The sequence below is a fragment of the Thiohalospira halophila DSM 15071 genome (assembly GCF_900112605.1).
GTDB lineage: Bacteria > Pseudomonadota > Gammaproteobacteria > Thiohalospirales > Thiohalospiraceae > Thiohalospira > Thiohalospira halophila.
In genome coordinates this window covers 15001-41299 of record NZ_FOMJ01000008.1, presented here as the reverse complement: position 1 = coordinate 41299, position 26299 = coordinate 15001, and the positions used below count along the sequence as shown (strand labels likewise).

Annotated in this window: 25 protein-coding genes (1 of these 25 cut by a window edge); 13 read left to right on the top strand and 12 right to left on the bottom strand. The window is 70.9% G+C overall.

Annotated features, from left to right (window positions below):
* Nucleotides 1–57 precede the first annotated feature (57 nt).
* The 6 genes from BM272_RS11025 to thiD form a co-directional block, all read right to left on the bottom strand.
* A complete protein-coding gene (locus BM272_RS11025) occupies nt 58–3606 on the bottom strand; it encodes an ATP-binding protein (protein ID WP_093428848.1) in 3549 nt (1182 codons plus the stop codon).
* The gene (locus tag BM272_RS11020) at nt 3603–5126 is read right to left on the bottom strand and encodes an AbgT family transporter (protein WP_093428847.1); all 1524 of its coding nucleotides are present in this window, start codon (nt 5124–5126) and stop codon (nt 3603–3605) included. The genes BM272_RS11025 and BM272_RS11020 overlap by 4 nt, the downstream gene beginning before the upstream one ends.
* Nucleotides 5127–5331: 205 nt before the next feature.
* Nucleotides 5332–6387 carry a homocysteine S-methyltransferase family protein gene (locus BM272_RS11015; protein WP_093428846.1) on the bottom strand — a complete coding sequence of 352 codons (1056 nt, stop codon included), beginning with the start codon at nt 6385–6387 and terminating at the stop codon, nt 5332–5334.
* Nucleotides 6388–6492: 105 nt separating this feature from the next.
* A complete protein-coding gene (gene hemL / locus BM272_RS11010) occupies nt 6493–7776 on the bottom strand; it encodes a glutamate-1-semialdehyde 2,1-aminomutase (RefSeq protein ID WP_093428845.1) in 1284 nt (427 codons plus the stop codon).
* Between the two features lie 46 nt (nt 7777–7822).
* Nucleotides 7823–8458: a thiamine phosphate synthase gene (thiE, locus tag BM272_RS11005; RefSeq protein WP_093428844.1), complete on the bottom strand. Its 636-nt coding sequence runs from the start codon at nt 8456–8458 to the stop codon at nt 7823–7825.
* Complete coding sequence (gene thiD, locus BM272_RS11000; RefSeq protein ID WP_093428843.1) at nt 8448–9257, bottom strand: bifunctional hydroxymethylpyrimidine kinase/phosphomethylpyrimidine kinase; 810 nt, start codon at nt 9255–9257, stop codon at nt 8448–8450. Before thiD ends, thiE begins: the two co-directional genes overlap by 11 nt.
* Before the next feature lie 136 nt (nt 9258–9393).
* On the opposite strand from thiD, the gene BM272_RS10995 reads away from it, so the two are divergent.
* The 3 genes from BM272_RS10995 to BM272_RS10985 all read left to right on the top strand — a co-directional run bounded on the left by BM272_RS10995 (nt 9394) and on the right by BM272_RS10985 (nt 12645).
* A complete protein-coding gene (locus BM272_RS10995) occupies nt 9394–10191 on the top strand; it encodes an ATP-dependent zinc protease family protein (RefSeq protein WP_159433071.1) in 798 nt (265 codons plus the stop codon).
* Nucleotides 10192–10256: 65 nt separating this feature from the next.
* Nucleotides 10257–11693: a UUP1 family membrane protein gene (locus BM272_RS10990; RefSeq protein ID WP_093428915.1), complete on the top strand. Its 1437-nt coding sequence runs from the start codon at nt 10257–10259 to the stop codon at nt 11691–11693.
* Between the two features lie 4 nt (nt 11694–11697).
* Entirely contained in the window at nt 11698–12645 is a 948-nt protein-coding gene (locus tag BM272_RS10985) for an alpha-L-glutamate ligase-like protein (protein WP_275886940.1), read from the top strand.
* 7 nt (nt 12646–12652) lie between these two features.
* Here the strand turns inward: BM272_RS10985 and BM272_RS10980 are convergent, their stop codons facing one another.
* The gene (locus BM272_RS10980; RefSeq protein ID WP_093428842.1) at nt 12653–13210 is read right to left on the bottom strand and encodes a class II aldolase/adducin family protein; all 558 of its coding nucleotides are present in this window, start codon (nt 13208–13210) and stop codon (nt 12653–12655) included.
* Nucleotides 13211–13396: 186 nt separating this feature from the next.
* Nucleotides 13397–15565, bottom strand: a complete 2169-nt coding sequence (locus tag BM272_RS10975; protein ID WP_093428841.1) for a TonB-dependent receptor family protein — start codon at nt 15563–15565, stop codon at nt 13397–13399.
* A 268-nt stretch (nt 15566–15833) separates the two neighbouring features.
* Between BM272_RS10975 and BM272_RS10970 the strand changes: the two genes are divergently transcribed.
* Genes BM272_RS10970 through BM272_RS10955 form a run of 4 tightly spaced genes read left to right on the top strand, consistent with a single transcriptional unit; the run spans nt 15834 to nt 18157 of the window.
* Complete coding sequence (locus tag BM272_RS10970; protein ID WP_205407801.1) at nt 15834–16544, top strand: MotA/TolQ/ExbB proton channel family protein; 711 nt, start codon at nt 15834–15836, stop codon at nt 16542–16544.
* A complete protein-coding gene (locus tag BM272_RS13900; protein ID WP_093428839.1) occupies nt 16534–16917 on the top strand; it encodes an ExbD/TolR family protein in 384 nt (127 codons plus the stop codon). The genes BM272_RS10970 and BM272_RS13900 overlap by 11 nt, the downstream gene beginning before the upstream one ends.
* Before the next feature lie 2 nt (nt 16918–16919).
* The gene (locus tag BM272_RS10960; protein WP_093428838.1) at nt 16920–17315 is read left to right on the top strand and encodes an ExbD/TolR family protein; all 396 of its coding nucleotides are present in this window, start codon (nt 16920–16922) and stop codon (nt 17313–17315) included.
* The gene (locus tag BM272_RS10955; RefSeq protein WP_093428837.1) at nt 17312–18157 is read left to right on the top strand and encodes an energy transducer TonB; all 846 of its coding nucleotides are present in this window, start codon (nt 17312–17314) and stop codon (nt 18155–18157) included. Before BM272_RS10960 ends, BM272_RS10955 begins: the two co-directional genes overlap by 4 nt.
* A 12-nt stretch (nt 18158–18169) precedes the next feature.
* Here the strand turns inward: BM272_RS10955 and BM272_RS10950 are convergent, their stop codons facing one another.
* Both BM272_RS10950 and BM272_RS10945 read right to left on the bottom strand, forming a co-directional pair.
* A complete protein-coding gene (locus BM272_RS10950; protein ID WP_093428836.1) occupies nt 18170–18580 on the bottom strand; it encodes a CopD family protein in 411 nt (136 codons plus the stop codon).
* 2 nt (nt 18581–18582) lie between these two features.
* Nucleotides 18583–19089 (bottom strand): peroxiredoxin family protein, encoded by a 507-nt coding sequence (locus BM272_RS10945; RefSeq protein WP_093428835.1) that lies wholly within the window; start codon nt 19087–19089, stop codon nt 18583–18585.
* 350 nt (nt 19090–19439) lie between these two features.
* Here BM272_RS10945 and argC point away from each other — a divergent pair, with 350 nt between their 5' ends.
* From argC to BM272_RS10920, 5 genes are all read left to right on the top strand, one after another.
* Entirely contained in the window at nt 19440–20468 is a 1029-nt protein-coding gene (argC, locus tag BM272_RS10940) for an N-acetyl-gamma-glutamyl-phosphate reductase (protein ID WP_093428834.1), read from the top strand.
* On the top strand, nt 20465–21205 hold the full coding sequence (locus BM272_RS10935) for a DUF6776 family protein (protein WP_093428833.1): 741 nt from the start codon (nt 20465–20467) through the stop codon (nt 21203–21205). The genes argC and BM272_RS10935 overlap by 4 nt, the downstream gene beginning before the upstream one ends.
* A 29-nt stretch (nt 21206–21234) precedes the next feature.
* Nucleotides 21235–21729, top strand: coding sequence for a bactofilin family protein (locus BM272_RS10930; RefSeq protein ID WP_093428832.1), 495 nt, complete (start codon nt 21235–21237; stop codon nt 21727–21729).
* Between the two features lie 63 nt (nt 21730–21792).
* Nucleotides 21793–22128, top strand: coding sequence for an iron-sulfur cluster insertion protein ErpA (gene erpA / locus BM272_RS10925; protein WP_399349645.1), 336 nt, complete (start codon nt 21793–21795; stop codon nt 22126–22128).
* Between the two features lie 121 nt (nt 22129–22249).
* Nucleotides 22250–23422: a citrate synthase gene (locus BM272_RS10920; protein WP_093428830.1), complete on the top strand. Its 1173-nt coding sequence runs from the start codon at nt 22250–22252 to the stop codon at nt 23420–23422.
* Here BM272_RS10920 and BM272_RS10915 read toward each other — a convergent pair.
* Together BM272_RS10915 and BM272_RS13895 are read right to left on the bottom strand one after the other, a co-directional pair.
* On the bottom strand, nt 23410–24501 hold the full coding sequence (locus tag BM272_RS10915) for an anhydro-N-acetylmuramic acid kinase (RefSeq protein ID WP_093428829.1): 1092 nt from the start codon (nt 24499–24501) through the stop codon (nt 23410–23412). The two genes, BM272_RS10920 and BM272_RS10915, sit on opposite strands and share 13 nt — an antisense overlap.
* A complete protein-coding gene (locus BM272_RS13895) occupies nt 24502–25818 on the bottom strand; it encodes a peptidoglycan DD-metalloendopeptidase family protein (protein ID WP_093428828.1) in 1317 nt (438 codons plus the stop codon).
* Between the two features lie 115 nt (nt 25819–25933).
* Between BM272_RS13895 and tyrS the strand changes: the two genes are divergently transcribed.
* Nucleotides 25934–26299, top strand: the beginning of a protein-coding gene (gene tyrS, locus BM272_RS10905) for a tyrosine--tRNA ligase (RefSeq protein WP_093428827.1). Its footprint extends 840 nt past the window's final position; the window shows 366 of its 1206 coding nt (coding positions 1–366); it begins with the start codon at nt 25934–25936; the stop codon falls past the right edge of the window.

Here is a 26299-nt window from a genome sequence, read left to right as displayed (position 1 = left end):
TGTGGGCGGCCTGGATGATCCGGCCAGTCTACATGGCGCCGCGGTGGGCGGGGAAGGTTACGCTGCGGTCTGCCCTGCGCGCTGGCGCAGGGCGGTGATGGCCTCGGCATCGGCCTCTGGCGGGAGTTCGGCGACCGCCGCCCGCAGGGTGATGGCCGCGGTGGCGGTCTCGCCGGCGGCCGCCTGGAGATCGGCCAGCGCTGCGGCGCAGCGGGCGATCTGGAGGGGGTTACGGTTGGCCCGGGCCTGCTCCAGGCCGGCATGCAGTGCCCGCCGGGCGGGCCGCGGATGACCGCAGCTTTCCAGGCTCAGACCGAGCTGCAGCGCTACCAGGGGGTGAGCGCTGGTGGGGACGTGGGGGCGCTCCGGGCCGCGACACAGACGGCGGGCGAGCCCGATGGCGGCGCCATCCCGGCCCTGGGCCCCCAGCGCCGCGACGAGGTAGGTGCTCCGGGCGAAGGTGGCGGCATTGCCCCCCTCGGCGGCCAGGGCGCGGTCCATGCGGTCCACCGCCGCTGGCCAGCCTAGCCGGGACCGTGCCCACCGGGCGCAGGCGCCGGCGATGAGGCGGGCGGTGCGCAGCCCCTCCTCGCGGCTGAGGCGGATGGCCTCCTCGGCCAGGACCAGTGCCTCTTCCGGTGCGAGGTCGTGGCGGGCCCGGGCGGCCATGAGCACCAGTGCGTGAGCCAGGAGGTTGCTGCTGCCGTGGGCGCGGGCCGCCGCGAGGGCCTCGTCCCGGAGCCGACGGGAGCGCTCGGCCCGGCCCTGGCCAAGCTCGAGCAGGGCGAGGTAGGCGATCTCCACCGGCCGGGGCGGACCGTTGTAGGCCTGCAGCAGCGTCTCCGGGGCACTGGTCGTCTCGCCCTCGTCCACCAGCGCCCGGAACTGCTCCAGGGCCAGGGGCAGGTGGCCGGTATAGTTGGCGATGAAGCCCAGCAGGTGGCGGGCGGTATGCAGTCGTCCGGTCTCGCCGCGCGCTCGGGCAATGGCTACCAGCTCCTCCGTACGGGGGAGGAGGGCCTCCCACGGCGTGGCGTGGACGCCGCCGATGATGCGGGCCAGGGCGGCGTCGAAGTCGGCCTCCGGGTCCACTGGGATCAGTTGCTCCAGGGCGGAGCGGGTGGTGGCGTGACCGGCGACCACCAGTCCCTGGAGGGCGGTAAGCTGCTCCAGCTCGTGGACCAGGGCCTCGCGCTCGGACCCCACCGGGAGTTCGGCGATGGCGGCTCGGGCCTGCTCCCGGGCGCTGGTCGCCGCCTCGTGGGCGCCGAAGCGGCCGGCCTGACGGGCGGCATCCAGATAGCGGCGAGTCGCGGCGGCCGGCTGACCGGCGCGGCGGTGATGGTCGGCGAGCCAGGCCGGGCGGGCCTCGGCCTCGGTGGGATAATCGGTCTCGACACCCCGGGCCAGCCGGCGGTGGAGCCGGGCCGCCTCCCCGGGGGGGAGGGAGTGGTAGAAGGCCTGTTCCAGGAGGGCGTGCCGGATGCGGTAGAAGACCCCTTCGCGTCGGGGGCGGCGCAGGACCAGGTCGTCCGCCTCCAGCCACTGGAGGTCGGCGGTGGTCTCGTCCATGGAGCGCTCATCCAGCCAGGCCAGGAAGCCGGCGGTGGCCTCGCGTCCCACCAGGGCCAGCAGCCGCGCCGTGCGCGCGGCGCGGCCGGCGGCGTCCAGCCGGGCGGTGGCGAGCTGCTCCAGGCTCGGTGGCGAGCCGCCCTCTCCGTCGGGTCCGCCGGCTCGGGCCAGCTCCTCGGCGAAGAGCGGTATCCCCTCGCTCATCCGGGCCAGCGCCTGGCTGCTCGCCTGGTCCAGCGGAGAGGGGGCCGTGCCGGCGATGATGGCCTCGACCTCCGCCGCTCCCAGCGGGGCGAGATCCAGCGGGTGCAGCCCCGCCACGGGGACGCTCTCCGGCCGGCCGGTGGCGATGAGCAGGAGGGGATGGTCCGGCGCGTGGCGTGCCAGCTCGACCAGGACTCGACGGCTGGAGGTATCGGCGACGTGGATGTCTTCAACCACCAGCATCAGGGGGGTGACAGCCGCCCGCGCCAGGACCAGGGCCGCCAGGGCGCGGTGGGCCTCGCCGGGTAGTTCGTCATCGGCCCGTGGCGGCTCCAGTAGCAGTCGCAGGACTACCTCGCCCTCGGCCTCCGCGATCTCGACCTTCGCCAGGGCGTCTTCCAGCCGCCGGCGGCGCTCTGTCCGCGGCTGCTCGGGGTGGAGTGCCGCGAGCTGTTCCACGAACTGCAGGAAGGGTTCCAGGGGGCGATCGGTCTCCGGGCCCTCGCTGCCCACGGTGGCGGTCCCGATCCACTGGGCCGTACGGGCGCGCACGGCGGCCGCCAGCCGGCTCTTGCCGATACCGGCCTCGCCTCGCAGCAGACAGGCGTCCCCCCGCCTGTAGCGCAGCTTCCGGACGGCCGCCAGAAGCTGGGCCCGCTCCCGGCGCCGGCCTACCAGTGGGGTGTGGCGGGCCTCGGAAAGCGCCGGCGCGGTGGTCGTGAAGAGGGAGCCGGCCGGGTCGGTTTCCGGGGTGAGGTGGGAAGGCCAGCCCGGGGGGAGTGCTGTCTCGGCGGCCTGGGTGAGGCGGAGTTCTCCCACCGGCGCGGCCATGGCGGCCAGTCGCGCCCGACGGACCACACTGCCCAGGAAGTCCGGGTGGCCGCTGCCGGCAGTCAGGGCGCGCCCGGCGTGGAGGCCGACGCGCACCGGCGGTGCCTCGCCGTCGGCGGCGAGGAGCGTGGTGGCGGCGGTGAGGGCATCGGTGGTGGCGCGGCTGGCCCGGGGCGGGAGGCCGAAATAGCCGTAGAGCACCCCGTCCGGTCCGGCCTCGACACGGCCTTCCCGGGCCTCCAGGTTGCTCCGGCAGAGCTGGCGAAGCCGGGTTATGGCTGCCACCAGCGCCTCCTCGTTGGCGGTATCGGGTGGGCAGGGATCGCAGCAGACCACGACCAGGTGGCGCTGCTGCAGGCCGGCCGAGGCGGCTTCCGGGCCGGGGGCGTCGGAGCGGTCGCTGGCGTGGAGGACCTCGTCGAGCTGGCGGCGGCCCACGGCGTCGTCGGGCTCCCGACTGATAAAGGCGGCCGCGGTACGCACGGCGGCCTCGCGGTTGCCCTCGGCCAGCTCCCGGTGCGCCAGGCGCAGATGGAGCAGGCGCGCCTGCTCCCGGAACCAGGTCCGGCGGGCCTCCAGCCACTCCTCGAAGGAGCCGTGAGGGCCGGACTTGAAGCCATCCAGGAGGGGACCGCCGTAGGCCTCTACGCCGCGGCGGAGCGTCGCTGGCTCCGCCTCGCCTCCGGCGCGGACGGCGGCGAGGAAGGTCGTGACGTCACTGGCCAGGGAATACTCCGGATGGAGCTGCAGCCGGTTGCGGTCGGCCAGAACGGGATCCACCCCGGCCTTCGGCAGGGCGTGGCGGAGGCGGTGCAGGGCCTGGCGCAGGTCGCTCCGGGGCTGGCGGCTCTCCGGCCAGAGGAGGGTGGCGGCGCCCTCGCGAGTGACCTCGCCATCGACGAGGAGCAGCGCCAGGAGCGCCAGAGGGTGCCCCGGTCCCAGCACCGCGGGGCGGAGGCGCGGCGGACCCAGCAGGGTCACCTCCAGGGCGGCGCTCAACCCCCGCCTCCCTCGAAGGTGAGGCCGGCGCCGGGCCCCAGGGGCCAGCCCAGGGCGATCCAGCCCGCCAGCAGCGCCAGCCAGACAACGGCAAAGGCGAGGCTGTAGGGGAGCTGCAGGGCCATGAGGGTGCCCAGCCCGGCGTCGGGTCGCCAGCGCCGGAGGAAGGTGAGGATGACCACCAGGTAGGGGTTCATGGGGGTGATGGCGTTGGTCACCGAATCCCCCACCCGGTAGGCGGCCTGGGTGAGTTCGGGGCTGATCCCGGCCTGCATGAACATGGGGACGAACACCGGGGCGAGCAGGGCGTACTTGGCGGAGGCGGAGCCGATGAAGAGGTTGAGGACCATGGCGGTTACGGCCATCCCCATCATCAACAGCGTCGCCGGCAGCCCGATACCGGCCAGTAGCTCCCCCCCGCCGATGGCCAGCAGGGTCCCCAGGCGGGAGTGGTCGAAGGCGGCGATCATCTGGGCGGCGAAGAAGGCCAGAACGATGTAGGACCCCATGAGTGCCATGGTCTCGTGGAGCATGTTCGCCACGTCCCGGTCGGAGCGGATGGTGCCGGCCCCCAGGCCGTAGGCGAGTCCCGGCAGGGCGAAGACCAGCAGCATCATGGGGACCAGCGCCTCCATCCAGCGCGGTCCCGCCTCGCCGGTGCCGGCCAGCGGGGCGCCGGGGAGGGTGCTGGCGGCCACCAGGGCCGCCACGGTCAGCGCCAGGGTCCGGCGCGCCCAGCGCAGGCCGCGCTCCGGGTTCTCGCCCTCGTCCGCGGTATCGATGGCGGCGCCATCCTCCTCCTCCGCCGCGGATCCCGGGCCCTCCAGGCGCGGCTCCACCCAGCGACTGGTGACCCACCAGCCCACCAGCGGGAGGATCACCGCCGAGGCGGCCATGAAGTACCAGTTGGCGGTGATGTAGACGGCGTAGTCCGGGGCAATGAGATGGGCGGCCGTCTCGGTGAGGCCGGCCAGCATGGCATCCAGGAAGGTGACGACGTAGTTGGCGCTGAACCCGGCGGCCACGCCGGCGGCGGCCGCCGCCAGGCCGGCCAGGGGTGGTCGCCCGGCCGCGGCGAAGAGCAGCGCGGCCAGCGGCGGCAGGATGATGTAGCCGGGGTCGGCGGCCATGAGGATGCCGAGGACCAGCACGCCGGGGGTGAGCAGGCGCGCCGGCAGGCGGCGCATGGCGCGACGAAAGGCGGCGGCGAAGAGGCCGCTGCGCTCGGCGAGGCCCATGCCGAGCATGGCCACCAGGACCAGGCCCAGGGGGCGGAATTCGACGAAGTTCTCCACCAGGTGGCTGGTCAGCCACCAGACGCCGTCGCTGTCCAGGAGGCTGCGGGCCCGGATGGTACTCTCGCCGCGGGGATGGGGGAGGGCGAGGCCGGCCAGCTCGGCCAGGTGGCTGATCATCAGGATCGCCACCAGAGCGAGGGCGAACAGGGTCATGGGCTCGGGGAGCCGGTTGCCCGCCCGCTCCAGCCGATCCAGCCAGCGCGGGGAGGCCTCAACGGCCATCGGTAGCTCCTTGGCGCGTGTCGGGAGCAGACCGAATGCGACGCCGACTGTGGGTTCCCGAGTCCCTTTTCCGGAGCCGGAGGGCTTCCATGGCGCTGCGTCCTCGATAGGGCCGCGGGTCGGCCCTGTTCAGGATCTGACTATAACCGTACCGGAATTGTTGCCAAACTTTCCAGTAGTAGCCCCGGTACGGCCGCCCCGAGTCTCAGGCCTTGTCGGCGAAATCCCGATTGTGGCGCTTGAGGCTCGGGTCGGTGCCGAAGAGGAAGTGCTTGTCCATCTCCGGGCTGTAGCGCGAGGCCGGCGGGGTGCGGCCCACGGCCTCGGCCAGGGCGCGCATGTAGTGGGGGGCGTTGCCGCAGCACAGGCCCAGGTAGTCGACGCCGATGGCCCGGGCGCGCCGGGCGTAGTCGGCCACCTCGTGGCGGTTGCAGAGGAAGGGCTCCAGGTCGGTGGGGAAGGTCCGGCCCTCCTCCAGGTGCACGGAGCAGCAGTGGTCGTGCATGTTGAAGAAGGTGGGTTCGTTGGGGCTGGTGCGGTAGGGCACCGCCAGGCCGGCCACCGGGATGGAGACGGCGGCGCGGATGGCCTCCAGGTAGGGGAGCATGGTGGCCGGCCCGCGAAAGCAGTTGAGCCCCACCACGTCGGCCCCGGCGGCCTCCAGGGCGGCGGCCGCGGTGGCCGGGTCGTCGCCGTCGCGCAGGCGGCCGTCGGCGAAGACGCCGAAGGTGATCACCGCCGGCAGGTCAGCGTCGCGGATCACCTCCATGGCGATCTCGGCCTCGCCGCGGTAGTAGAGGGTCTCGGCGAGGATGAAGTCGACCCCCTCTTCCTTCGCCCAGCCGACCATCTCGGTATACATGGCGCGGACCTGGTCGGCGGTGGCGGGGTCCTCGGGGTCGTAGATGTTGGTGTTGGAGATGTTGCCGGCCACCAGCGGGGGGCGATCCCAGCCCTCGGCGGCGACCTCCCGGGCGGTGCGCAGGGCGCTCCGGTTTAGCGGCTCCAGCAGCTCCTCCTTGCCGATGAGCCGCATCTTCTCCCGGTGGGCGTTGTAGGTGAAGGCCTCGATGACGTCGGAGCCGGCCCGGACGAACTCGCGGTAGACCTGCTTGAGGACCTCCGGGTGTTCCAGGGCGACCTCGGGAACGAAGGAGCCTGCGGTGAGGTAGCCGCGGCGTTCCAGTTCGAAGAGGTAGCCGCCGGCGCAGAGGACCGGGTCATCCGGGTTGGCGAGCCGGGTGCGAAGATCGTCGGTCATGGGGCTTTCTCCTTGGTCCCCTTCTGGTCCTACCCCGCGTCTCGGTGGTCGCCATTAAGGCACCGCCCGGCCCTTTGGCCGTTTCCGCGGCGCAGGCGGGAGGTCCTAGCCCAGCTCCGCCAGGGTGGCGTCGGCCGCCTCCAGGGTCTCCCGGATCTCGGCATCGCCGTGGGCGCTGGAGAGGAAGCAGGCCTCGAAGGGCGCCGGGGCGAGATAGATGCCGCGGTTGAGCATGCCGTGGAAGAAGAGCCGGAAGCGGTCGAGGTTGGAGTTCACCACCTGGTGATAGCGGGTGACCTGTTCGTCCTCGGTGAAGAAGATCCCCAGCATGCCGCCAACCACGTTGGTGGTCATGGCGATGCCGTGGGCCCGGGCGCGCTCTTCCAGGCCCTCGGCCAGCTCCCGGGCGCGGTTCTCCAGCCGCTCGTGGAAGCCGGGCTCCTCGATCTGCTCCAGGGTGGCCAGGCCGGCGGCCATGGTCACCGGGTTACCGGCCAGGGTCCCGGCCTGGTAGACCGGGCCCAGCGGGGAGAGCTGCTCCATGATGGCCCGGCGGCCGCCGAAGGCGCCCACCGGCATGCCGCCGCCGACGACCTTGCCCAGGCAGGTGAGGTCCGGGGTGGTGCCGTAGCGCTGCTGGGCGCCGCCCAGGGCGACGCGGAAGCCGGTCATCACCTCGTCGAAGATGAGGACCGAGCCGTGGGCGTCGCAGACCTCGCGCAGGGTCTCCAGGAAGCCGGGCTCCGGCGGCACGCAGTTCATGTTGCCGGCCACCGGCTCGACGATGATCCCGGCGATCTGGCCGCCCATGTGCTCGAAGAGTTCGCGCACGCCGTCGGCGTCGTTGTAGGTGAGCGTCAGGGTGTGCTCGGCGAGGCTGGCGGGGACGCCGGGGGAGCTGGGGCTGCCGAAGGTCAGCGCCCCGGAGCCGGCCTTTACCAGCAGGCTGTCCACGTGGCCGTGGAAGTTGCCCTCGAACTTCACGATCTTGTCCCGGCCGGTGTAGCCGCGGGCCAGGCGGATGGCGGACATGGTCGCCTCGGTGCCGGAGTTGACCATGCGGATCATCTCCATGGAGGGGACCAGGTCGCAGACCTTGTCGGCCATGCGGGTCTCCAGCACCGTCGGGGTGCCGAAGGAGAGGCCCTGGGCGGCGGTCTCCTGGACGGCGCGGACCACCTTGGGGTTGGCGTGGCCGAGGATCAGGGGGCCCCAGGAGCCGACGTAGTCGATGTAGGACCGGTCGCTCTCGCTGATCATGCGGGCGCCCTCGCCGCGCTTGAAGAACATGGGCTCCCCGCCCACGCCCTTGAAGGCGCGGACCGGGGAGTTCACGCCCCCGGGGATGTGGCGGCTGGCGGCCTCGAAGAGTTCGTGGGTGTGCGGCATGACGCGGGCCTCGATGGTTCGTGGTCGGGTTCGGTGTTCGGGATTATCAGTCGGCGTCGAAGAGGGCGGCGTAGCGCCGCGCGGCGGCGGCGATGTCCGCCGCGCCAAAGACGCCGTGGATCACCGCCAGGGCATCGGCCCCGGCGGCGACCAGTTCGCCGCCATTCTCCGGGGTGATCCCGCCGATGGCAACGGCGGGCACCCCCAGCTCCGCCCGGGCCCGGCCCAGGAGGGCGGGGTCGGCGGGCGGGTTGTCCGGCTTGGTGGTCGAGGGGAAGTAGCGGCCGAAGGCGACGTAGTCGGCTCCGGCGGCCACGGCCGTCCGGGCGCGCTCCGGGTCGTTGTAGCAGGAGGCGCCCAGGGGGCCGGTGATCCGGGCGCGGGCGGCGGCGAGATCCGGGTCATCGGCGCCCAGGTGGAGGCCGGCGCCCAGCTCCGCGGCGAGGTCGGGGTCGTCGTTGACGATGAAGGTCGCCCCGCGGGCGCGGCAGAGCTCCGCCAGGGCGGCGGCCTCGGCCCGGCGGCGGTCGCCATCGCCCGATTTGTCCCGGTACTGGATGACCCGGGCGCCGCCATCCAGGGCCGCGGCCACGCGCTCGGTCAGCGCCGCGGGCCCCTCGCGCTGGTCGTCGGTGATGGCGTAGAGGCCGCTGATGGCCGGGGCGGTCGGCCTATTCGTCATCGTCGCCGTCGGCCCAGAAGAGGCGGTTGGGGACGTGCTGCCCCATGCCGATGCGATAGCCGTGGGCCAGCGCCTCCTGGACGTAGGCCTGGGCCTCGTGGACCGCCGAGCGGGGCTCGCTGGCCTGGGCCAGGAGGCCGGCAATGGCCGAGGCGAGGGTGCAGCCGGAGCCGTGGTAGGTGTGCGGCAGCCGGTCCCAGGTGAAGCGCTCCAGCAGGCGCTCGTTGCCGAAGAGGCTGTTGGTCACCTGCTCGGAGGGCTCGTCCGCCCCGGTGACCAGGACGAACTCGCAGCCGTCGCTCATGAGCTGATGGGCGCAGGCGTCCAGGGTGTCGGCGGCCGGGGCCAGGGCGCGCGCCTCCGGGGCGTTGGGGGTGAGCAGGGTGGTCTGGGGGAAGATCAGGCTGCGCAGGGCGTCGGGGACGTCGCGCTCGGCCAGGTCGCCGCCGCCGCCGGCGAAGAGGACCGGGTCGGTGACCACCGGGATGTCCGGATAGTCGCGCAGGATGGTATGGACCGCCTCGATGTTCTCCACGCTGCCGAGCATGCCGAGCTTGAAGCAGGCCACCGGCATGTCCTCCAGGACCGCCCGCGCCTGGGAGACCACCCAGTCGGCGCCCACCGCCTGGAAGTCCTGGACGTTGCTGGTGTCCTGGACGGTGATGGCGGTGACCACCGGGGCGGTGTGGCAGCCCATGGAGGCGATGGCCTCGGTGTCCGCGGCCAGGCCGGCGCCGCCGGCCGGGTCGTTGCCGGCGAAGACCATCACCACGGGGACGGCTTCGGGGTCATGGGCCATAGGTTCCTCCTGGCATCGCGCCGTACAATTGGGAGATGATGGGCGCTCCGTATGGGAACTTCAATCAGTTGCACGGGTCGATGCGTCGTACAGAGATAAAACAGCGGCCAGGGGAGGCCCGGGAGGGGGAGAGCCAATGCGACTACGGGAGGGGGTCAGCGCCCTGGCGCTGGTCGTGGCGCTCTCGGGCTGCGCGGCCTGGGAGCGCTCGCCGGAGCCGGTGACCGCCGAGGCCTTCGAGGCGCGTATGGCGGAGCTGGACCGGCGCCTGAAGGTCCTGTCCGAGGCGGAGGAGGGCCGTGGCGCGGGCCTCTCGGCCCTGGAGGACGAGCTGGACGGTCTGCCGTCGGAGGTGGCAGCCGCCTGTCGGCGCGAGGCAGTGGAGCCGCCGCTGGCCCCCGCCTGCACCCCCGTGGAGGAGGGCCCCCTCACGGATCGATACCTCCTGGGCCGCCGGGAGTGGGCCCGCTTCCCCTCGCTGGAGGTCGCCCTGGAGGCGCGGGTGGATACCGGCGCCAGTACCTCCTCCCTCTCCGCCACCGATATCACCCCCTTCGAGCGCGACGGCGAGGACTGGGTCCGCTTCCGCATCGCCCGGGGCGAGGACCACGCCATCCACCCGGAGACCGAGCCCGGGGCGATCGAGCGGCCGGTGGCGCGGACCGTGACCATCATCCAGGCCGCCGGGGAGGAGGAGCGCTACGTGGTCACCCTCCCCATGGAGCTGGGCCCCATCACCGAGCGGGTGGAGTTCACCCTCAACAACCGCACCGACCTGTCCACCCCGCTGCTGCTGGGGCGGCGCTTCTTCATGGATATCGCCCTGGTGGATGTGGGCCGCAAGCACATCCACGGCGGTCCACCGGATTTCCAGGGGGAGGCCGCGGGCCCCAGCGGGGCCGACGCGCCCGGTAACGGGGCAGGGGGCGGCTAGTCGTGGCCGGGCGCGGACCCTTCTTCGTCGTGGTGGCGCTGCTGCTGGTCGCCGGGCTGGCGGCCATGGCCTGGCGCGCCCTGGAGCTGGGGGTCCCCCTCAAGCCGGGAGAGCAGCGCGCCATCTGGGAGGTGGAGGCGCAGGTGCGCTTCACCGCCACCGGCGGGCCGGTGCGCGCCTCGCTGGCACTGCCGGAGCAGCAGGCCGGATTCCGCCGGATCTCCGAGCATACCGCCTCCTCCGGCTACGGCCTGGACCGGCCCGGGGAGGGCGGCCGTCGCGCCCTGTGGACGGTGCGCGAGGCCCGGGGAGAGCAACACCTCTACTATTCCGTCCAGCTCATGGCGGCGCCGGGGGCGGTGGACCCGCCGGTGGAACCGGTGGAGGCGGATCCGAGCCTCTGGGAGCCCCCCAACGAGGAGGCGGCCCGGGCCATCGTGGAGCGGGCCCGGGCGCGCTCGGCCGACGCCGTCAGTCTGGCCCGGCAGCTCATCGCGACCTTCAGCGAGGGCTCGGGGCAGAGCGAACGGCTGCTGGAGACCAGCCATTCCCGCCCCGAGCTGCTGGTGCGGCTGCTCGCCGATGCCGGGATCGGGGCGCGAGTGGTTCACGGCCTGCGGCTGGAGGATGGTCGGCGCCGCCAGAGCCTGGAGCCGTGGCTGGAGGTCCACGCCGACGACGGCGTCGTCCTCTTCGACCCGGCCACCGGGGAGTGGGGCCGGCCGGAGAACCTGCTGCTCTGGGAGCGCGGGGGCGACGCGGTCCTCACCGTGGAGGGGGGCGAGAACTCCCGGGTCCACTTCTCCATGCTGCGCCACCAGGAGCCGGCGGCGCTGGCGGTGCGCAACCACCTGGGGGACACGGGGGTGCTGGATCTCACCATCCACGCCCTGCCCCTGGAGGAGCAGGCGCTGTTCAAGACGCTGCTGCTCATCCCGGTGGGGGCGCTGGTGGTGGTCCTCCTCCGGGTCCTGGTGGGGATCCGGACCTCGGGGACCTTCATGCCGGTCCTCATCGCCCTGGCCTTCATGCGCATGTCCCTGACCACCGGCCTCATCGCCTTTACCCTGGTGGTGGCCACGGGGCTGCTCATCCGCGGCTGGCTGTCGCGGCTGAACCTGCTGCTGGTGGCCCGGGTATCGGCGGTCATCATCACCGTCATCGCCATCATGGCCCTCTTCTCGGTGCTCGCCTGGCGCCTGGGGCTGAATCAGGCCATGACCATCACCTTCTTCCCCATCATCATCCTGGCCTGGACCATCGAACGGATGTCCGTCCTCTGGGAGGAGGAGGGCGGTCGCGAGGTGCTGGCCCAGGGCGGCGGGAGCCTGCTCACCGCGGTGCTGGCCTATCTGGCCATGGACAACCCCTGGGTACGCCACCTGACCTTCAACTTCCCGGAGCTGCAGCTTGCCCTCCTGGGGCTGATCCTGCTGCTGGGCAGCTACACCGGCTACCGCCTGCTGGAGCTGCGCCGCTTCCGCCCCATGACGGAGGACTGAGGGCGTGCTCCTGGGCCGGTGGCGGAAGCTGGCGGGACGGGGTGTCGTCGGCATGAACCGACGCAACATCCAGTATGTCGGTGGCTACAACGATCGCCGCCTCTACCCCCTGGTGGACGACAAGCGCCGGACCAAGGAGCTGGCGGCGGCCCACGGCGTGGCCACGCCGCCCCTGCTGGCCACGGTGGAGACCCAGTTCCAGGTCCGCGGGCTGGCGGCCTTCCTGGCCCGGCAGACCGGCTTCGCCATGAAGCCGGCCCGGGGCAGCGGCGGCAAGGGGATCCTGGTGGTCACCGACACCGCCGACGGCACCTTCCGCCAGGGGGGCGAGGCCCTGCCGCCCGGCGAGGTGGAGCGCCACGCCTCCAACATCCTCTCCGGCCTCTACAGCCTCGGCGGGGCACCGGATGTCGCCGTGGTGGAGGGGCTGGTGGACTGCGATCCGGTGCTCGCGGAATGGGCCGGCGGCGGCGTCCCCGACATCCGGGTGGTGGTCTTCCGCGGCTATCCGGTGATGGCCATGGTCCGCCTGGGGACCCGCGTCTCCGGCGGCAAGGCCAATCTCCACCAGGGGGCGGTGGGGGTGGGGCTGGACCTGGCCACCGGGCGGGCGGTGCAGGGAGTCCAGTTCGACCGGCCCTGCCGCCGGCACCCGGACAGCGGGACCGACTTCGCCCACCTCGCCGTCCCCGGCTGGGATGCCCTGCTGGCCGAGGCCGCCGCCTGCTACGACATGACCGGCCTGGGCTATCTCGGCGTCGACCTGGTACTCGACCGCGACCGCGGCCCGCTGCTGCTGGAACTCAATGCCCGCCCGGGGCTCGCCATCCAGATGACCAACGGCGAGGGGCTGAAGCCCCGGCTGGACCGGGTGGAGGCGGAGCCCGAGGGACGGCCGGCGGCGGGGCGCGCCGCCTGGGCGCAGGCGGCCTTCCCCCGGGAGCCCCTCTGAAGGTCGGCTAGAGCGTCCCCGCCTGCCGGGCCAGCCACGTGGTGTGCGCCGACTGCTCCAGGGAGCCCACCCACTTGTAGGCCCGATCCAGGGTGGGGGCAGCGGCGTAGACGCCGTGGCCGCGGACCACCGTGACGGGGTATTCCGCCAGGGTTGCCGCCACCGCCTCCGGGGCCCGTTCCAGGTACTCGCCGTAGGGGATGTCGAGGACCGGCACCCGGGGGAAATAGTACTGCCCCTCGAAGTCCGGCGGATGGAAGTCGCTGCCGTCCAGGGTCAGGGCCACGGTGTGGGGGTTGTGGGCGTGGAGGACCGCGCCGGCCGCCGGATTGTGGTGGTAGACGGCCAGGTGGAGGGCGCCATCCAGGGAGGCACCGGGCCCGGGGCCGTCGCCCGGGGAGCACGCCACCAGCTCGAAGGGGCGCAGGGTGTCGGCGCAGGCGCCGGTGGGGGTGACCCAGACGGTGTTGCCGTCGCGGACCGAGGCGTTGCCGCTGTGGGCATCGTTGAGGCCGTAGCGGTGGAGCCAGTGGTAGTAGCGGACGAGGTCGGCGCGCGGATCCATGGCGGAATCGTCGCACGGGGGCCGGACAAAAAGAAGGGGCGCCCCGGTGCTGAGTGACCGGGAGCGCCCCGAAGGGTGGCGTGGAGAGGAGTAAACCGCCCACGGGAGAAAAGACGGTTCAGGGGCCACGGGTATTCCATCGGCGGATGAACCCGGCGGCCCCTTGGTTCCGCCGGGCAGGTCGGCTCAGAAGTCCATCTTCCAGCCGACCTTGGCGGTGCGCGGCATCCCGGGGCGGGCGCCGGCGGGACGGCGGGCGGCGACGTATTCCTCGTCGGTGAGGTTCTCGACGTTCACGTAGACGCGGCCGTTGTCGGTCACCCGGTACTCACCGGCCAGGTCGAAGACGGTGTGGGCGTCGGTGCCCTCGTCGCCCGGGATGGAGCCGGAACCCGGGGAGGTGCGCATCTCGTCCATGTACTTGGCAGAGAGGTGGGCCTGCCAGTCGGAGCGCACCACACCGGCGCTGGCGAAGAGCTGGTGTTCGGCCAGGTAGGGCATCTCGTCGCCCGGCTCCACGTTGCCCCAGGTGCCGGTGTCCGAGGCGCTGCCGAACTCGGTGTCGGTCCAGGTGTAGGCGACCCGGAAGGGCCACTGGCTGCCGGCGGCTTCCACGGCGTAGTCGAGGCTGGCCTCCAGGCCCTGGACCTCGGCGGCGCCCGCGTTCTCGGTATCGCCGATATTGCAGGCGTCACTGCCGCGAGAGGCGGTGCACTCGGCCAGCAGGTTGTCGTAGTCGTTGTAGAAGCCGATGACGCTGGCGGTGTAGTTCCTGCCGAACAGTCGGGTGCCGGCCTCGTAGTTGATGGCCTCCTCGGGGTCGGCGTCGCTACCCACGCCGGCCGGGGCGAAGCCCTTGTGCACGCCGGCGAGAAGCTGCCAGCCGTCGGTGACGTTGTAGGTCGCACCCACGCCGGGGACCACCACGCTCTGGTCGGAGCTGGCGGTCTCGGGGCTGCCGGTGCGGCCCGGGTCGTCGGTGCCGTAGTCCTTCTCGTCGCCCTGGATGTTCTCGTAGCGGATGCCGCCCTGGATGCGCCAGTCGCCCATGGTGACGGTGTCGTGGGCGTAGAGGGCCAGCGCCTCGGTCTCGCGGATGCGGTTGGACTCGGTGCCGGGGGTGTCGGCATTGGCCGAATCCAGGGTAATGCTGCCGTCGGCGCCCATGTCGTAGGTGTCCACCCACTGGAAGCGGTCCACCTCGTCCTCGTGGTAGCGGGCGCCCAGGGTCAGGTCGTGCTCTGCGCCGCCGGTGGTGAAATCCAGGCCCAGGGCGGTCTGGATGCCCTGGCTGACGTAGTTGCGGTTGTTGGCCTTGATGTCGAGATTGCCCGCGGTGTTGCCCTTCATGACGGAGACGAGGCCCGGATCCTCCAGGGCGTCACCGATGCCGGTGCCGTTGACGCTGTCGAGCTTGTACCAGTTGCGGAAGTACTCGTTGTAGTAGGCGGTGGTGTCCAGCTCCATGCCGCGGTCGAGTTCGATGTAGTGGCCCACCTGGAGCTGCTTGTGCTCGTTGTTCATCTGGTCCCTGGCCGAGGCGCGATAGCGACGGTAGGGGTCGTCGTCGAAATCCTCGTCGGTGAGGCCCAGGTAGGACATGTTGGAGGTCTCGTCGGCGTAGCCGACCTTCACCGTCAGCTCCTGGTAGCGCTCGGCGTCGGCGCCGGAGTTCATGCGGAACTTGGCCAGGATGTCGTTCTTGTCGAAGCCGGTGTCGCCGCCGCCGTCCAGGTCCTTGAAGCCGTCGGCGCCGTAGCGCAGCGCCTCGATCATGCCGCCGAAGGTCTCGCCGGACTCGCCGTAGTGGCCGTGGAGCTTGTAGTAGCCGTCCTCGCCACCGGCCACGTCCACCTGGCCGCGCTTGTCGCCGGGGATGGGGCGGGAGAGGAGGTTGATGGCCCCGCCCAGGCTGCGCGGGCCGTACTGGATGGATGCGGGGCCCTTGGTCACCTCGACGCCGGCCAGGCGCGGGGCGGAGGGGAAGTAGTAGGCGGACGAGGCGGAATAGGGCGCCGGGGCGATGAGGACGCCGTCCTCCATGAGGGTGACGTTGGAGGTGCGCCCCACGCCGGTTCCGCGCAGGCCGATGTTGGGCCGCAGGCCGTAGCCCTCCTCCTCCTGGAAGTTCACGCCGGGGATCTCGCGCACGATTCGGTTGATGTCGGTGTACTCGTGGTCCTCCAGGCGCTCCTCGCCAACGTACTGGACCGAGCCCGGCTGCTGCTGCGCCTCGGCCTGGCTGCCGACGATGGAGACCTGGTCCAGCCGCTGGCTGTCGTCCTGGGCGACGGCGGTGCCGGTGGCGAGCCCCACCAGGGCGGCGACGGTTCCTAGGCGAAAGGGTCGGTACATCTCTCGAGCTCCTCGGGTTCGGGTTTTGTTTATGGTCCTGCTCAATCGATGGGCCGCCGGGACGGCCCGCCGTAAAACGGGGGTATGGCGGCGGGGGAAACGGGAGAGAAGACCCCGCCGGCAACCCGGAGAGGACTATACGGGAACCCGATATCGAACGCAAACAGGAATCGTTCGCATTTCGATAAAGAGGCGCGGAGGGGCGTCAGGGGTTGCGCCGGGCGCCGTGTCTGAAATAATGATAACCATTCTCAACAGTGGAGGTCCCATGGAGAGCGAAACCACCCAGGGTCTGCTGGGCCCCCTGGCCTGGCTCTATGCCAACGGGGGGACCGTGGTGGCCATCCTCGTGGGGCTGTCGGTGGTGGCGCTGGCCGTGATCCTGCTCAAAGCGTGGCAGTTCGCCCGGCTCCGTCTGGGCTCCACCGCTGTCCTGGGCGAAGGCGAGGCGCTCTGGCGCAGCGGCCGTGTCGGCGAGGCGCTGGAGCGCCTGGCCGCCTCGCCCCATCCGGCCGCACGGGTGCTGGAGACGGCCCTGCGCGGCCAGTCGCGCGGGGACGTGGAGCCGGCCACCGTACGCGAGGAGGTCCAGCGGGTGGCGGCGGCCCAGCTCGCCGGCCTGCGCAGCCACCTCAAGGTCCTGGAGGTCATCGGGGCGCTGAGCCCCCTGCTCGGCCTGCTGGGCACGGTGCTGGGGATGATCGAGGCCTTCCGGGAGCTGGAGGCCGCCGGCAGCCAGGTGGACCCGTCGGTACTCTCCGGCGGGATCTGGGAGGCGCTGCTGACCACGGCGGCGGGGCTGGCCGTGGCCATCCCGGTGGTGGCGGTGCTCAGCCTGCTGGAGCGGATCGTGGAGCGCACCGCCCAGCTCATGGAGGACCGCGTGACCCGGATCTTCACCGGCGCCCTGGCGGGGGGTGGTGAGGCCGACTCCGTGGCCAACCCGGCGACCCAGCTACGGCCGGGCCATGCACATTGAGAGCGGCGCCCCGTCCAGGCGGCGCCTTATCAGTCTGACGCCGCTCATCGACGTCGTCTTCATCCTGCTGGTCTTCTTCATGCTGGCTTCCACCTTCATGGAGTGGCGCCTCATCGACCTGCAGATCGGGGGCGAGGGAGGCGGGGAGGTCGATCCCTCCGCGGCCCGCGTCCATCTCACCGCCGAGGGGATCCGTCACGAGGATCGCCTCTGGGAGGCGGATGAACTCCTGCCCCATCTGGAGGAGGAGGGGGCCGAGCGGATCCGCGTGGAAATGAGCGAGGGCGTGGCGCTGCAGCGGGCGGTGGACCTCGTGGCCCGCCTGCGGACTCTCCCGGGGGCCAGCGTCAGCCTCGCCGGGGGGGCGGAGTAGCCATGCAGCTCCACCGCCCCGACTCCGCCCCGCGGGATACGGAGGACCACATCCTCCCCCTCATCAATATCGTCTTCCTGTTGCTGATCTTCTTCATGGTGGCCGGCGCCCTGACCACGCCCCAGGCGGTGGACGTGGAGCCGCCGGAGGCCGCCGTCGAGGGCGAGGAGCCCGATCGCGACGAACAGACCTTGTACATCACGGCGGAGGGTGCCCTGAGCCTGGGTGAGAAGTCGGTAGAGCTGGAGGGCCTGGCCGAGGCCGTGGGTGAGCGCGAAGAGATCCTCCTGCGCGCCGACGCCGCCGTGGAGGGCGTGCGCGTGGTCGAGGTCATGCGGGCCCTGCGCGAGGCCGGCCTGGAACGGGTGCGGCTGGTGACCCGGAAGGAGGGGGAATGAGCGTCCCCGCCGAGCGGCTGGAGGAGCGGGTGGAGCCGGTGGCGCCGGAGACGGTGCCTCGGACCCCGTTGCGCTCTCCCTACCCGCACGGGATCCGGCCGGCCGCCTGGGTCGTTGCGCTGACGCTGGCGGCCGGCCTTCACGCCGCCGTGCTGGTGGGGTTCCCCGAGCCCGAAGCGGGGGCCCGGGATGCCGGCTCCGGCGGCCTGGAGGTCGGGCTGGGTCCCCGCGCCCGGGCCAACACCACGCCCGACCAGCCAGTCGAGGAGCCGGCGGAATCCGAGCCCGACCCGAAACCGGAGCCGGATCCCAAGCCGGAGCCGAAACCCGAACCGGAGCCAGAGCCGGAGCCAGAGCCGGAGCCGGAACCAGAGCCAGAGCCAGAGCCGGAGCCAGAGCCAGAACCGGAGCCCCAACGAGAGCCGGAGCCCGAACCCGACCCGGAGCCCGAGGAAACCACCGAGGCCACGGACGCGGCGGAGGCGAGCGAGGCGGAAGAGACCGCCGAACAGGACCTCCAGGGGGATGGCAGCCCGGGAGGGGGTGATCCGGGGGCCTTCGAGGACTACCGAACGCGGCTGCAGGCGTGGCTGGAACGCCACAAGGACTACCCGGTGGCCGCCCGGCGGCGGCGCCAGGAAGGCGTGGTGGAGCTGACCTTCACCCTGCGCCGGGACGGGACCGTCGCCGGCGCCCAGGTCACCGAGCCGTCCGGCTCGGTCCTCCTGGACCGGGCCGCGCGGCGCATGCTCGACCGGGCCGAGCCCATGCCGGCCTTCCCGGACTCCATCCCGGCGGACGAGATGGAACTCACCGTCCCGGTGGAGTTCCGGCTGCGCTAGGCGGCCCCGACCTCAGAAGGGTTTGACCGTCACCAGGATGGTGATGGCGGTGAGGATGAGCACCGGCAGCTCGTTGATCCAGCGGTAGAAGACGTGGCCGTGGCCGATGCGGTCGGCGGCGAACTCCCGCTGCAGCCGGGCCAGGTAGAGGTGGTAGACCACGAGCCCGACCACCAGGGCGAGCTTCGCGTGGAGCCAGCCGCCGCCGAAGCCCCACCCCAGCCAGAGCCAGGTCCCCAGCACCAGGGCGAGCACCGCCAGCGGCGTCATGAAGCGCAGGAGCTTGCGCTCCATGAGCTTGAGACGCTCGATCTCCGCCGGCTCCGTGGCCATGGCGTGGTTGACGAAGATCCGCGGCAGATAGAAGAGCCCCGCGAACCAGCTCACCACGAAGACGATGTGGAAGGCCTTCACCCACAGCATGGTCAGGCCTCCGGCTCGAGCATGGGGGCGAGCCGGTTGCGCAGCTTCTCCATGTCCAGCATGCCGATGGTCTGCTGGACGATGCGGCCCTCCGGGTCGACGACGAAGGTCGTCGGCGTGAGATTGACGTTGCCGAAGGCCTTGGCCAGGGAGCCGTCGGCGTCGTGGGCGATCCGCCAGGGGAGTTCGCGGCGCTGGGCCAGGCGGGCGATGGCCTCGGGGTCGTCGTAGCTCATGGCGATGGCCACCATCTGCAGCCCCTGGTCGGAGAGATCGGCGTAGAGCTCCTTGAGGTGCGGCATCTCCTCGATGCAGCCCGGGCAGTCGGTGGCCCAGAAGTTCACGAGTACCGGCCGGCCCTGCAGGTTGGCCAGTTCCAGGCGCTCGCCTTCCAGCGTCTGCATCGTGACCACCGGGGCGCGATCCACCCCGGACCCCGTCCAGAGCCAGATGCCCGCGACGATGACGATGACCGCCAGTACTCCTGCCAGACCCTTGCGCTTGTCCATTCCTCGTTCTCCCCGGTGAGCCGCCGGCCGGCGGCGTACATCAGCAAACACTAATAAACTAAAATGAGATCAGTAACTTGACGGACACCGAAACCCCCGATAGGGTTCCTGTAAACGATGGAGGAGTCGGGTTCCGGCTTCACAATAACAATAAACAACCATAACAATCGGGTGGCGTCCCGTCGCCCCTGCTTCCCGGATGGGTGGCGGCCTCGGCAGGCCGCCTTTGTCTTGTCCGGCCCCCCGAAATCCGCCGGCCGGCGGAAAGGACTCCCCGTTGGAACCGGGGCATGGAAATCTCGCTGCCACCCTTAGTATGATGCCGACTCTCCCAGGCGCGGCAGGTGACCATGATCCAGGCAGGAATCGTCGGCGGAAGCGGCTACGGTGGCGCTGAACTCATGCGGCTTCTGGCGCCCCATCCGGATGTGGCTATCCGGACCGTCACTTCCCGGGGAGACGCCGGAACGCCGGTCGCCGAGACCTTCCCGCATCTGCGCGGCGTGGTCGAGCTCGACTTCGAGGACCCCCAGCAGGCCCCCCTGGCCGATTGCGACGTGGTCCTGTTCGCCACGCCCAACGGGGTGGCCATGGAGGCCGCCCCCGCGTTGCTGGATGCCGGGGTCCGCGTCATCGATCTGGCCGCGGACTTCCGCCTGACCGACCCCGAACTCTGGCGCCGCTGGTACGGCACGGACCACGCCTGCCCGGAGCGGCTGGCGGAGGCGGTCTACGGTCTGCCCGAACTCAACCGCGAGGCCATCCAGTCGGCGCGGCTGGTGGCCAACCCCGGCTGCCACGTCACCGCGGTGACCCTGGGGCTGCTGCCGCTGGTGGGGGCCGGCGTGGTGCAGCCGGACTCCCTCATCGCCGACTCCAAGTCGGGGACCAGCGGTGCCGGGCGCCGGGCGAGCGTCGGTACGCTCATGGCCGAGGCCGGCGAGAGCCTGCGCGCCTACGGGGTCGCCGGTCACCGGCATCAGCCGGAGATCCGTCAGGTCCTGGAGTGGGTGGGTGGACCACTGGAACTCACCTTTGTACCCCACCTGGTCCCCATGGTCCGGGGGATCGAGGCGACCCTCTATGCGCGCCTGGCGAAGCTGGAGACCGATGTCCAGGCGCTGTTCGAGTCGGCCTATGCCGATGAGCCCTTCGTCGACGTCATGCCGGCCGGCAGCCAGCCGGAGACGCGGAGCGTGCGCGGGAGCAATGTCTGCCGGCTGGCGGCCCTGCGTCCCGGTAACGGAGAGACCGTGGTGGTGCAGTCGGTAATCGACAATCTGGTCAAGGGTGCGGCCGGCCAGGCAGTGCAGAACCTGAATCTCCTCTTCGGCCTCCCCGAGACACGGGGTCTCGAGGGCATCGGATTGATGCCATGAGCCATCGCGTCATCGTCCGACCCCAGCGGCCCCGGAATTGGCGGTTCCTCCTCGCGGCGCTGATCCTGGCAGTGGCGGCCGGCCTGTGGGGGATCTACGAACTCGGGCGCTACCAGGGCGGCTTCGATGCTGCCGAGGCGCGGGCCGAGCGGCAGCGCCTTCTGGAGGCGCGGGAGGCGCTCCAGGAGCGGGTCGAGGAACTCCGCTCCCAGAAGGTCGCCCTGGAGCGGGCCCGGGACATCGAGGAACAGGGGCACGAACAGGTCCGCGAAGACCTCAAGCGCCTCCAGGACGAGCTGCTGGAGATCAAGGAGGAGCTGGCCTTCTATCGCGGCATCGTCTCCCCGGAGGACACTGCCTCGGGTCTGCGGGTGCAGAGCTTCGACGTGGAGAAGAACGCCAGCGATGACCTTTTCCACTACCAGCTCGTGTTAACCCAGGTATTGAAAAATGATAGCTTCACCAGCGGCTATGCCAGCCTGGAAGTCGAGGGTGTACACGAGGATGGCGGCTCCCGCGAGCGGCTGGATCTCGCCGAGATATCCGCTGACGAAACCGAGCAATTGCGCTTCCGCTTCCGCTATTTCCAGGACTTCCGCGGCGACCTGGAGCTCCCGGAGGGGTTCGTGCCCTTCCGGGTGATCGTGACAGTCCATCCCAGTGGGGGCCGCTACGGCACCATCGAGGAGACCTTCGACTGGCCGGTGGGGAGTCTCATCGAGCTGGAAAACCTGTAGCCGCCGGCGACGCGAGGAGAGAGACCCGCATGTGGGGACAGACGAGCAGCAAGAAGAACCGCGGCGCCAAGGGTACCGCCAAGATCGAATCACTCATCGGGCAGCATACCGAGCTGCGCGGTGACGTGGAGTTCAGCGGCGGCCTCCATGTGGACGGCACCATCAAGGGCAACGTCATCGCGGCCGAGGAGGGGCGCTCCGTCCTGAGCCTCTCCGAGCGCGGGACCATCGAGGGCGAGGTCCGCGTGCCCAATGTGGTCATCAACGGCACGGTCATCGGCGATGTCCATGCGCTGGAGCACATCGAGCTCGCCACCCAGGCCCGGGTCACCGGCAATGTCTACTACAGTCTCATCGAGATGGCGATGGGCGCGGAGGTCAATGGTAACCTCGTCCACTGCGCCGAGGGCTCCCAGCCGCGACTGACCCACGCCGAGGAGGCGGCCCGCAAGGCCGAGGTCGACCCGGAAAGCGAAAGCGAGGCCCCGACCGGCGAGGACGAGGAACAGGCCGGCAAAACTTGACTGACTTACTCGGGTAAGGCAGACTTCTCACCATCGCGGGAACCGAATATGACGGAGAGCACCATGACCGAGAGTCCCCTCATCTTTACCGATAGCGCGGCCCAGAAGGTCGGCGACCTCATCGCCGAGGAGGCCAATCCGGATCTCAAGCTGCGGGTCTTCGTCGCCGGTGGCGGCTGCTCCGGCTTCCAGTACGGCTTCACCTTCGACGAGAACATCAACGACGGTGACTCCGCGGTCGAGACCGCCGGCGTGACCCTGGTGGTGGATCCCATGAGCTACCAGTACCTGGCCGGCGCGGAGATCGACTACACCGAGGGGCTGGAGGGCGCGCAGTTCGTCATCCGCAACCCCAACGCCACCACGACCTGCGGCTGCGGCTCCTCCTTCTCCGTCTGAACGGCTCGGATGAACGCAGCCCTGGACGCCGGCCTCGCGCCGGCGTTCTTGTTTGCAGGGCATGGACCGCTGCCATCTGTTAGTCTTGCTCCCTTGTAGGAAGGGCAGGAGCACGCAGGCTATGAACGAATACCTCCCGGGACTGGAAGGCGTCCCCGCCACCCGTTCGAACATCTCCTTCATCGATGGGGAGCAGGGGCTGCTGGCCTATCGCGGCTACAGCATCGAGGACCTGGCCGAGAACAGTACCTTCGAGGAGGCAGCGCTGCTGCTGCTCGACGGCGATCTGCCCACCGCTGATGAGCTGGCGGTCTTCGATGACCAGCTCCGCCGCAACCGGCGGGTGAAGTTCAATATCCGCGAGATGATGAAGCACCTGCCGCCCAGCGGGCATCCCATGGACATGCTCCAGTCGGCGGTGGCCAGCCTGGGGATGTTCTACGCCGGGCGGGAGTGTCTCACCGACGCCGACGCCTGCGAGGGGCTGGACTACGTCCACGAGATGACGGTGAAGATCCTGGCCCGGATGCCGGTCTTCGTGACCATGTGGGAGCACATCCGCAAGGGCTACGACCCGGTGCCGCCGCGCACCGATCTCGGCTTCGCCGAGAACTTCCTGCACATGTTCACCGGGGAGGAGCCGGACCCCTTCCTGGCACGGATCCTGGATGTCTGCCTCATCCTCCACGCCGAGCACACCATCAACGCCTCGACCTTCGCCACGCTGGTGACCAGCTCCACCCTGGCCAGCCCCTACGCGGTGATGTCCGCCTCCATCGGGACGCTGGCCGGCCCGCTGCACGGCGGTGCCAACGAGCGGGTGCTCGACATGCTCGACGACATCGGTGAGCCGTCGCGCGCCCGCACCTGGCTGGATCGGAAGCTGGAGCGCAAGGAGAAGATCTGGGGGATGGGCCACCGGGAGTACAAGGTGAAGGACCCGCGGGCGAACATCCTCCAGCGGCTGGTCATGGAGTTCATGGAGCGGCGCCAGGGGCATGTGAGCAAGCGCATGGAGGTCGCGCTGGCCCTGGAGGAGGCCGCCGCCGAGCGGCTGGGGCCCAAGGGGGTCTATCCCAACGTCGACTACTACTCCGGGATCCTCTACGACATGATGGATATCCCGGTGGACCAGTTCACGCCCATCTTCGCGGTCTCCCGCACCGCCGGCTGGCTGGCCCACTGGCGGGAGCAGCTCGGGGACAACCGGATCTTCCGGCCCACCCAGGTCTATACCGGCGAGCCCGTGCGCCCCTACCGCCCCATGGCGGAGCGCGGCGGTCAGGGCGAGTAGAGTCCCCCCAGGACCACCCGCTCCCGGGCGCCGGTGACCGCCGGCTCGTTGGCCGGCCGACCGGCCAGCCGTTCCCGCGCCAACCACGCGAAGGCCGCCGCCTCCACCATGTCCGGATCCAGGCCGTGGCGCCGGGTTCCTTCCACCGTGGTGCCGGGCAGGGCCTCGCGCAGCCCCGCCATGAGCACCGGATTGTGGACGCCGCCGCCGCAGACCAGGACCCGTTCCGGCCCGGCAGGGCGCAGGGCGTCGGCGACCGTGGTGGTGGTCAGGGCGGCCAGGGTGGCGGCCACGTCCACCGCCCGCCAGCGGCCCGGCTGGAATCGCTCCAGCCATTCCCGCGAGAAGTGTTCGCGACCCGTGCTCTTGGGGGACGGTCGCTGGAAGTAGGGGTCGGCTCGCAGGGACTCCAGTAGCTCCGGGATCACCGTACCGGCGGCCGCCATGGTGCCGTCGGTATCATACGGGGTCCCCCGATGCTCCCGTACCCAGCTATCCAGGAGGGTGTTGGCCGGGCCGGTATCGAAGCCGCTCACGGGTCCGGCGGGGGGAAGGAGCGTGATGTTGGCGATCCCGCCCAGGTTGACCACGGCCCGGTTTTCGCGTGGATGCCCCAGCGCAAAGGCGTGGAAGGCGGGCGCCAGTGGTGCGCCCTGTCCCCCGGCGGCGATATCCCGGCGCCGGAAATCGGCAACCACCGGGAGGCCGGTGGCCTCCGCGATCCAGTTGGGGTCGCCGAGGGCCCAGGAATTCCCGTGGGGGCCGCTGGGGGCGTGGTGCAGGGTGTGCCCGTGACAGCCGATGGCCCGGATGGCCTGCCGGGCAATGCCGGCTTCTGTGATGGCCGCCAGAGCCGCTTCGCCAAAGGCTTCGCCGAGCTGGGCATCGAGCCCGAGAACCTCGTCGATGGCCTGCCGCGGTTCATTGGTCACGGAGAGGAGCCGGTCGGCGAGGTCGGTGGAGTAGGGGCGGGTATTGGCGGTGATGACATTCGGCGCCGGGTCGAAGGTGACCACGGCGGCGTCGATGCCGTCGTGGCTGGTGCCCGACATGAGGCCGATATAGGCGTCGGCGCCCATTCAGCGCCCGCCTTCGGACTCCGAGGCCGCCAGCCGGGTCCGCTGGAGCAGGTCCAGGCGGCTGAGCAGGGGCTCGGCGCGAGCCTCGAAGGCGGCCCGATGGGCCGGATCGATGGGATCGGCCCGGGGCAGGTCGACGGTCACCGGGTTGCGGTGCACGCCGTTGACCCGGAATTCGTAGTGGAGATGGGGGCCGGTAGCCAGACCGCTCTGGCCCACGTAGCCGATGGTCTGGCCCTGCTCCACCCGGGCCCCGCCGTACACGCCGCGGGCGAAGCCGGACATATGGGCGTAGAGGGTGGTGTACCGGCCGGCATGGCGGATGACGAGGGTGTTGCCGTATCCGCCCTTGCGTCCGGCGAAGATGACCCGGCCCTCGCCGGTGGCGCGAATGGGGGTACCGGACCGGGCGGCATAGTCCACGCCATTGTGCCGGCGCATGCGGTTGAGGACCGGGTGCTTGCGGTTGCCGAAGCTGGAACTGATCCGGGTGAACTCCACCGGCGAGCGCATGAAGGTCTTGCGCATGCTGCGGCCGTCGGGGGTGTAGTAATTGTTCCGCCCATCGGCATCGGTATACCGGACGGCGCGGACGGTCCGCCCCTGGTTGGTGAACTCGGCCGCGAGGATGGCGCCATCGCCCACGTGCTCGCCGTCCCGCCAGAGCTCCTCGTACAGGACCGCGAACTCATCGCCCTCGCGGATATCCAGCGCGAAGTCGATATCCCAGCCGAAGATCCCGGCCATCTCCATGACCAGCCCCTCCCTCAGGCCGGCGCGCGAGGCCGCAGCAAAAAGGGAGTCCCGGATGGTGCCGGTAACGAAGCGCTGGCGCCGCTCCACTGCGCGGGTCTCGGTACGTGCGTGATACTTTCCCCCGTCCCGCTTCAGGTGGAGGGTCTCGCCCTCGGCACGCTGGTAGGCCAGCGCCGACGGCTCGCCCGCCTGGTCCAGGGTGACGACCAGGGTCTGCCCGGGGCGAAGGTTGCGACCGGCCCGGCGGAAGGCCGGTACCTCGAGCATGGCCAGCAGGGTGCTCTGGCCGAGGCCGGCCCCTTCGAACAGGGTGGAGAGGGTGTCCCCCGGGCTGACCTCCATGACGATGCGGCGGGGCTCCTCCTCCTGCGTGGCCGCTTCGGGCGCCGGCGGCAGGGGGGCGGGGGCGGCGTCGGGGAGTGCCCGGGATGCGGCCTCGTAGCGGAAGGCCGAGGCGCCCTCGGATGTCAGTCCCCCGAGAAGGCCGCTCAACGCCACGAGCCCGGCCAGTGCCAGCCCCGTTCCGGCCACCTTTTTCGCTTTCCCGCCTGGTCGCTGCATCGATCACCTCCCTCGTTTCGGACCATGGTATTCCCTCCACGCCGCCGCTGGAAGCGCCCCGGGGTGCCCGACTGCGAGTGTGTTAACCTCCGCACATTTCCCCTAGGAGAGAGCCATGACCGAGGTCGACGCCATCGCTGACCTGCTCCGGGGGGTGGAGGAGGTCCTGCCGGAAGACGAGCTGCGCAACCGCCTCGCCCTGGAGCGCCCCTTGCGCATCAAGGCCGGGTTCGACCCCACCGCGCCGGATCTGCACCTGGGCCATACCGTCCTGATCAATAAGCTACGCCAGTTCCAGGAGCTCGGCCACGAGGTCCTGTTCCTTATTGGTGACTTCACCGGGATGATCGGCGACCCGTCGGGCAAGTCCGCCACGCGCAAGCCGCTCACCGAGGAGGAGGTCGCTGCCAACGCCGCAACCTACCGGGAGCAGATCTTCAATATCCTGGATCCCGAGCGGACCCGCGTGGTCTTCAATTCC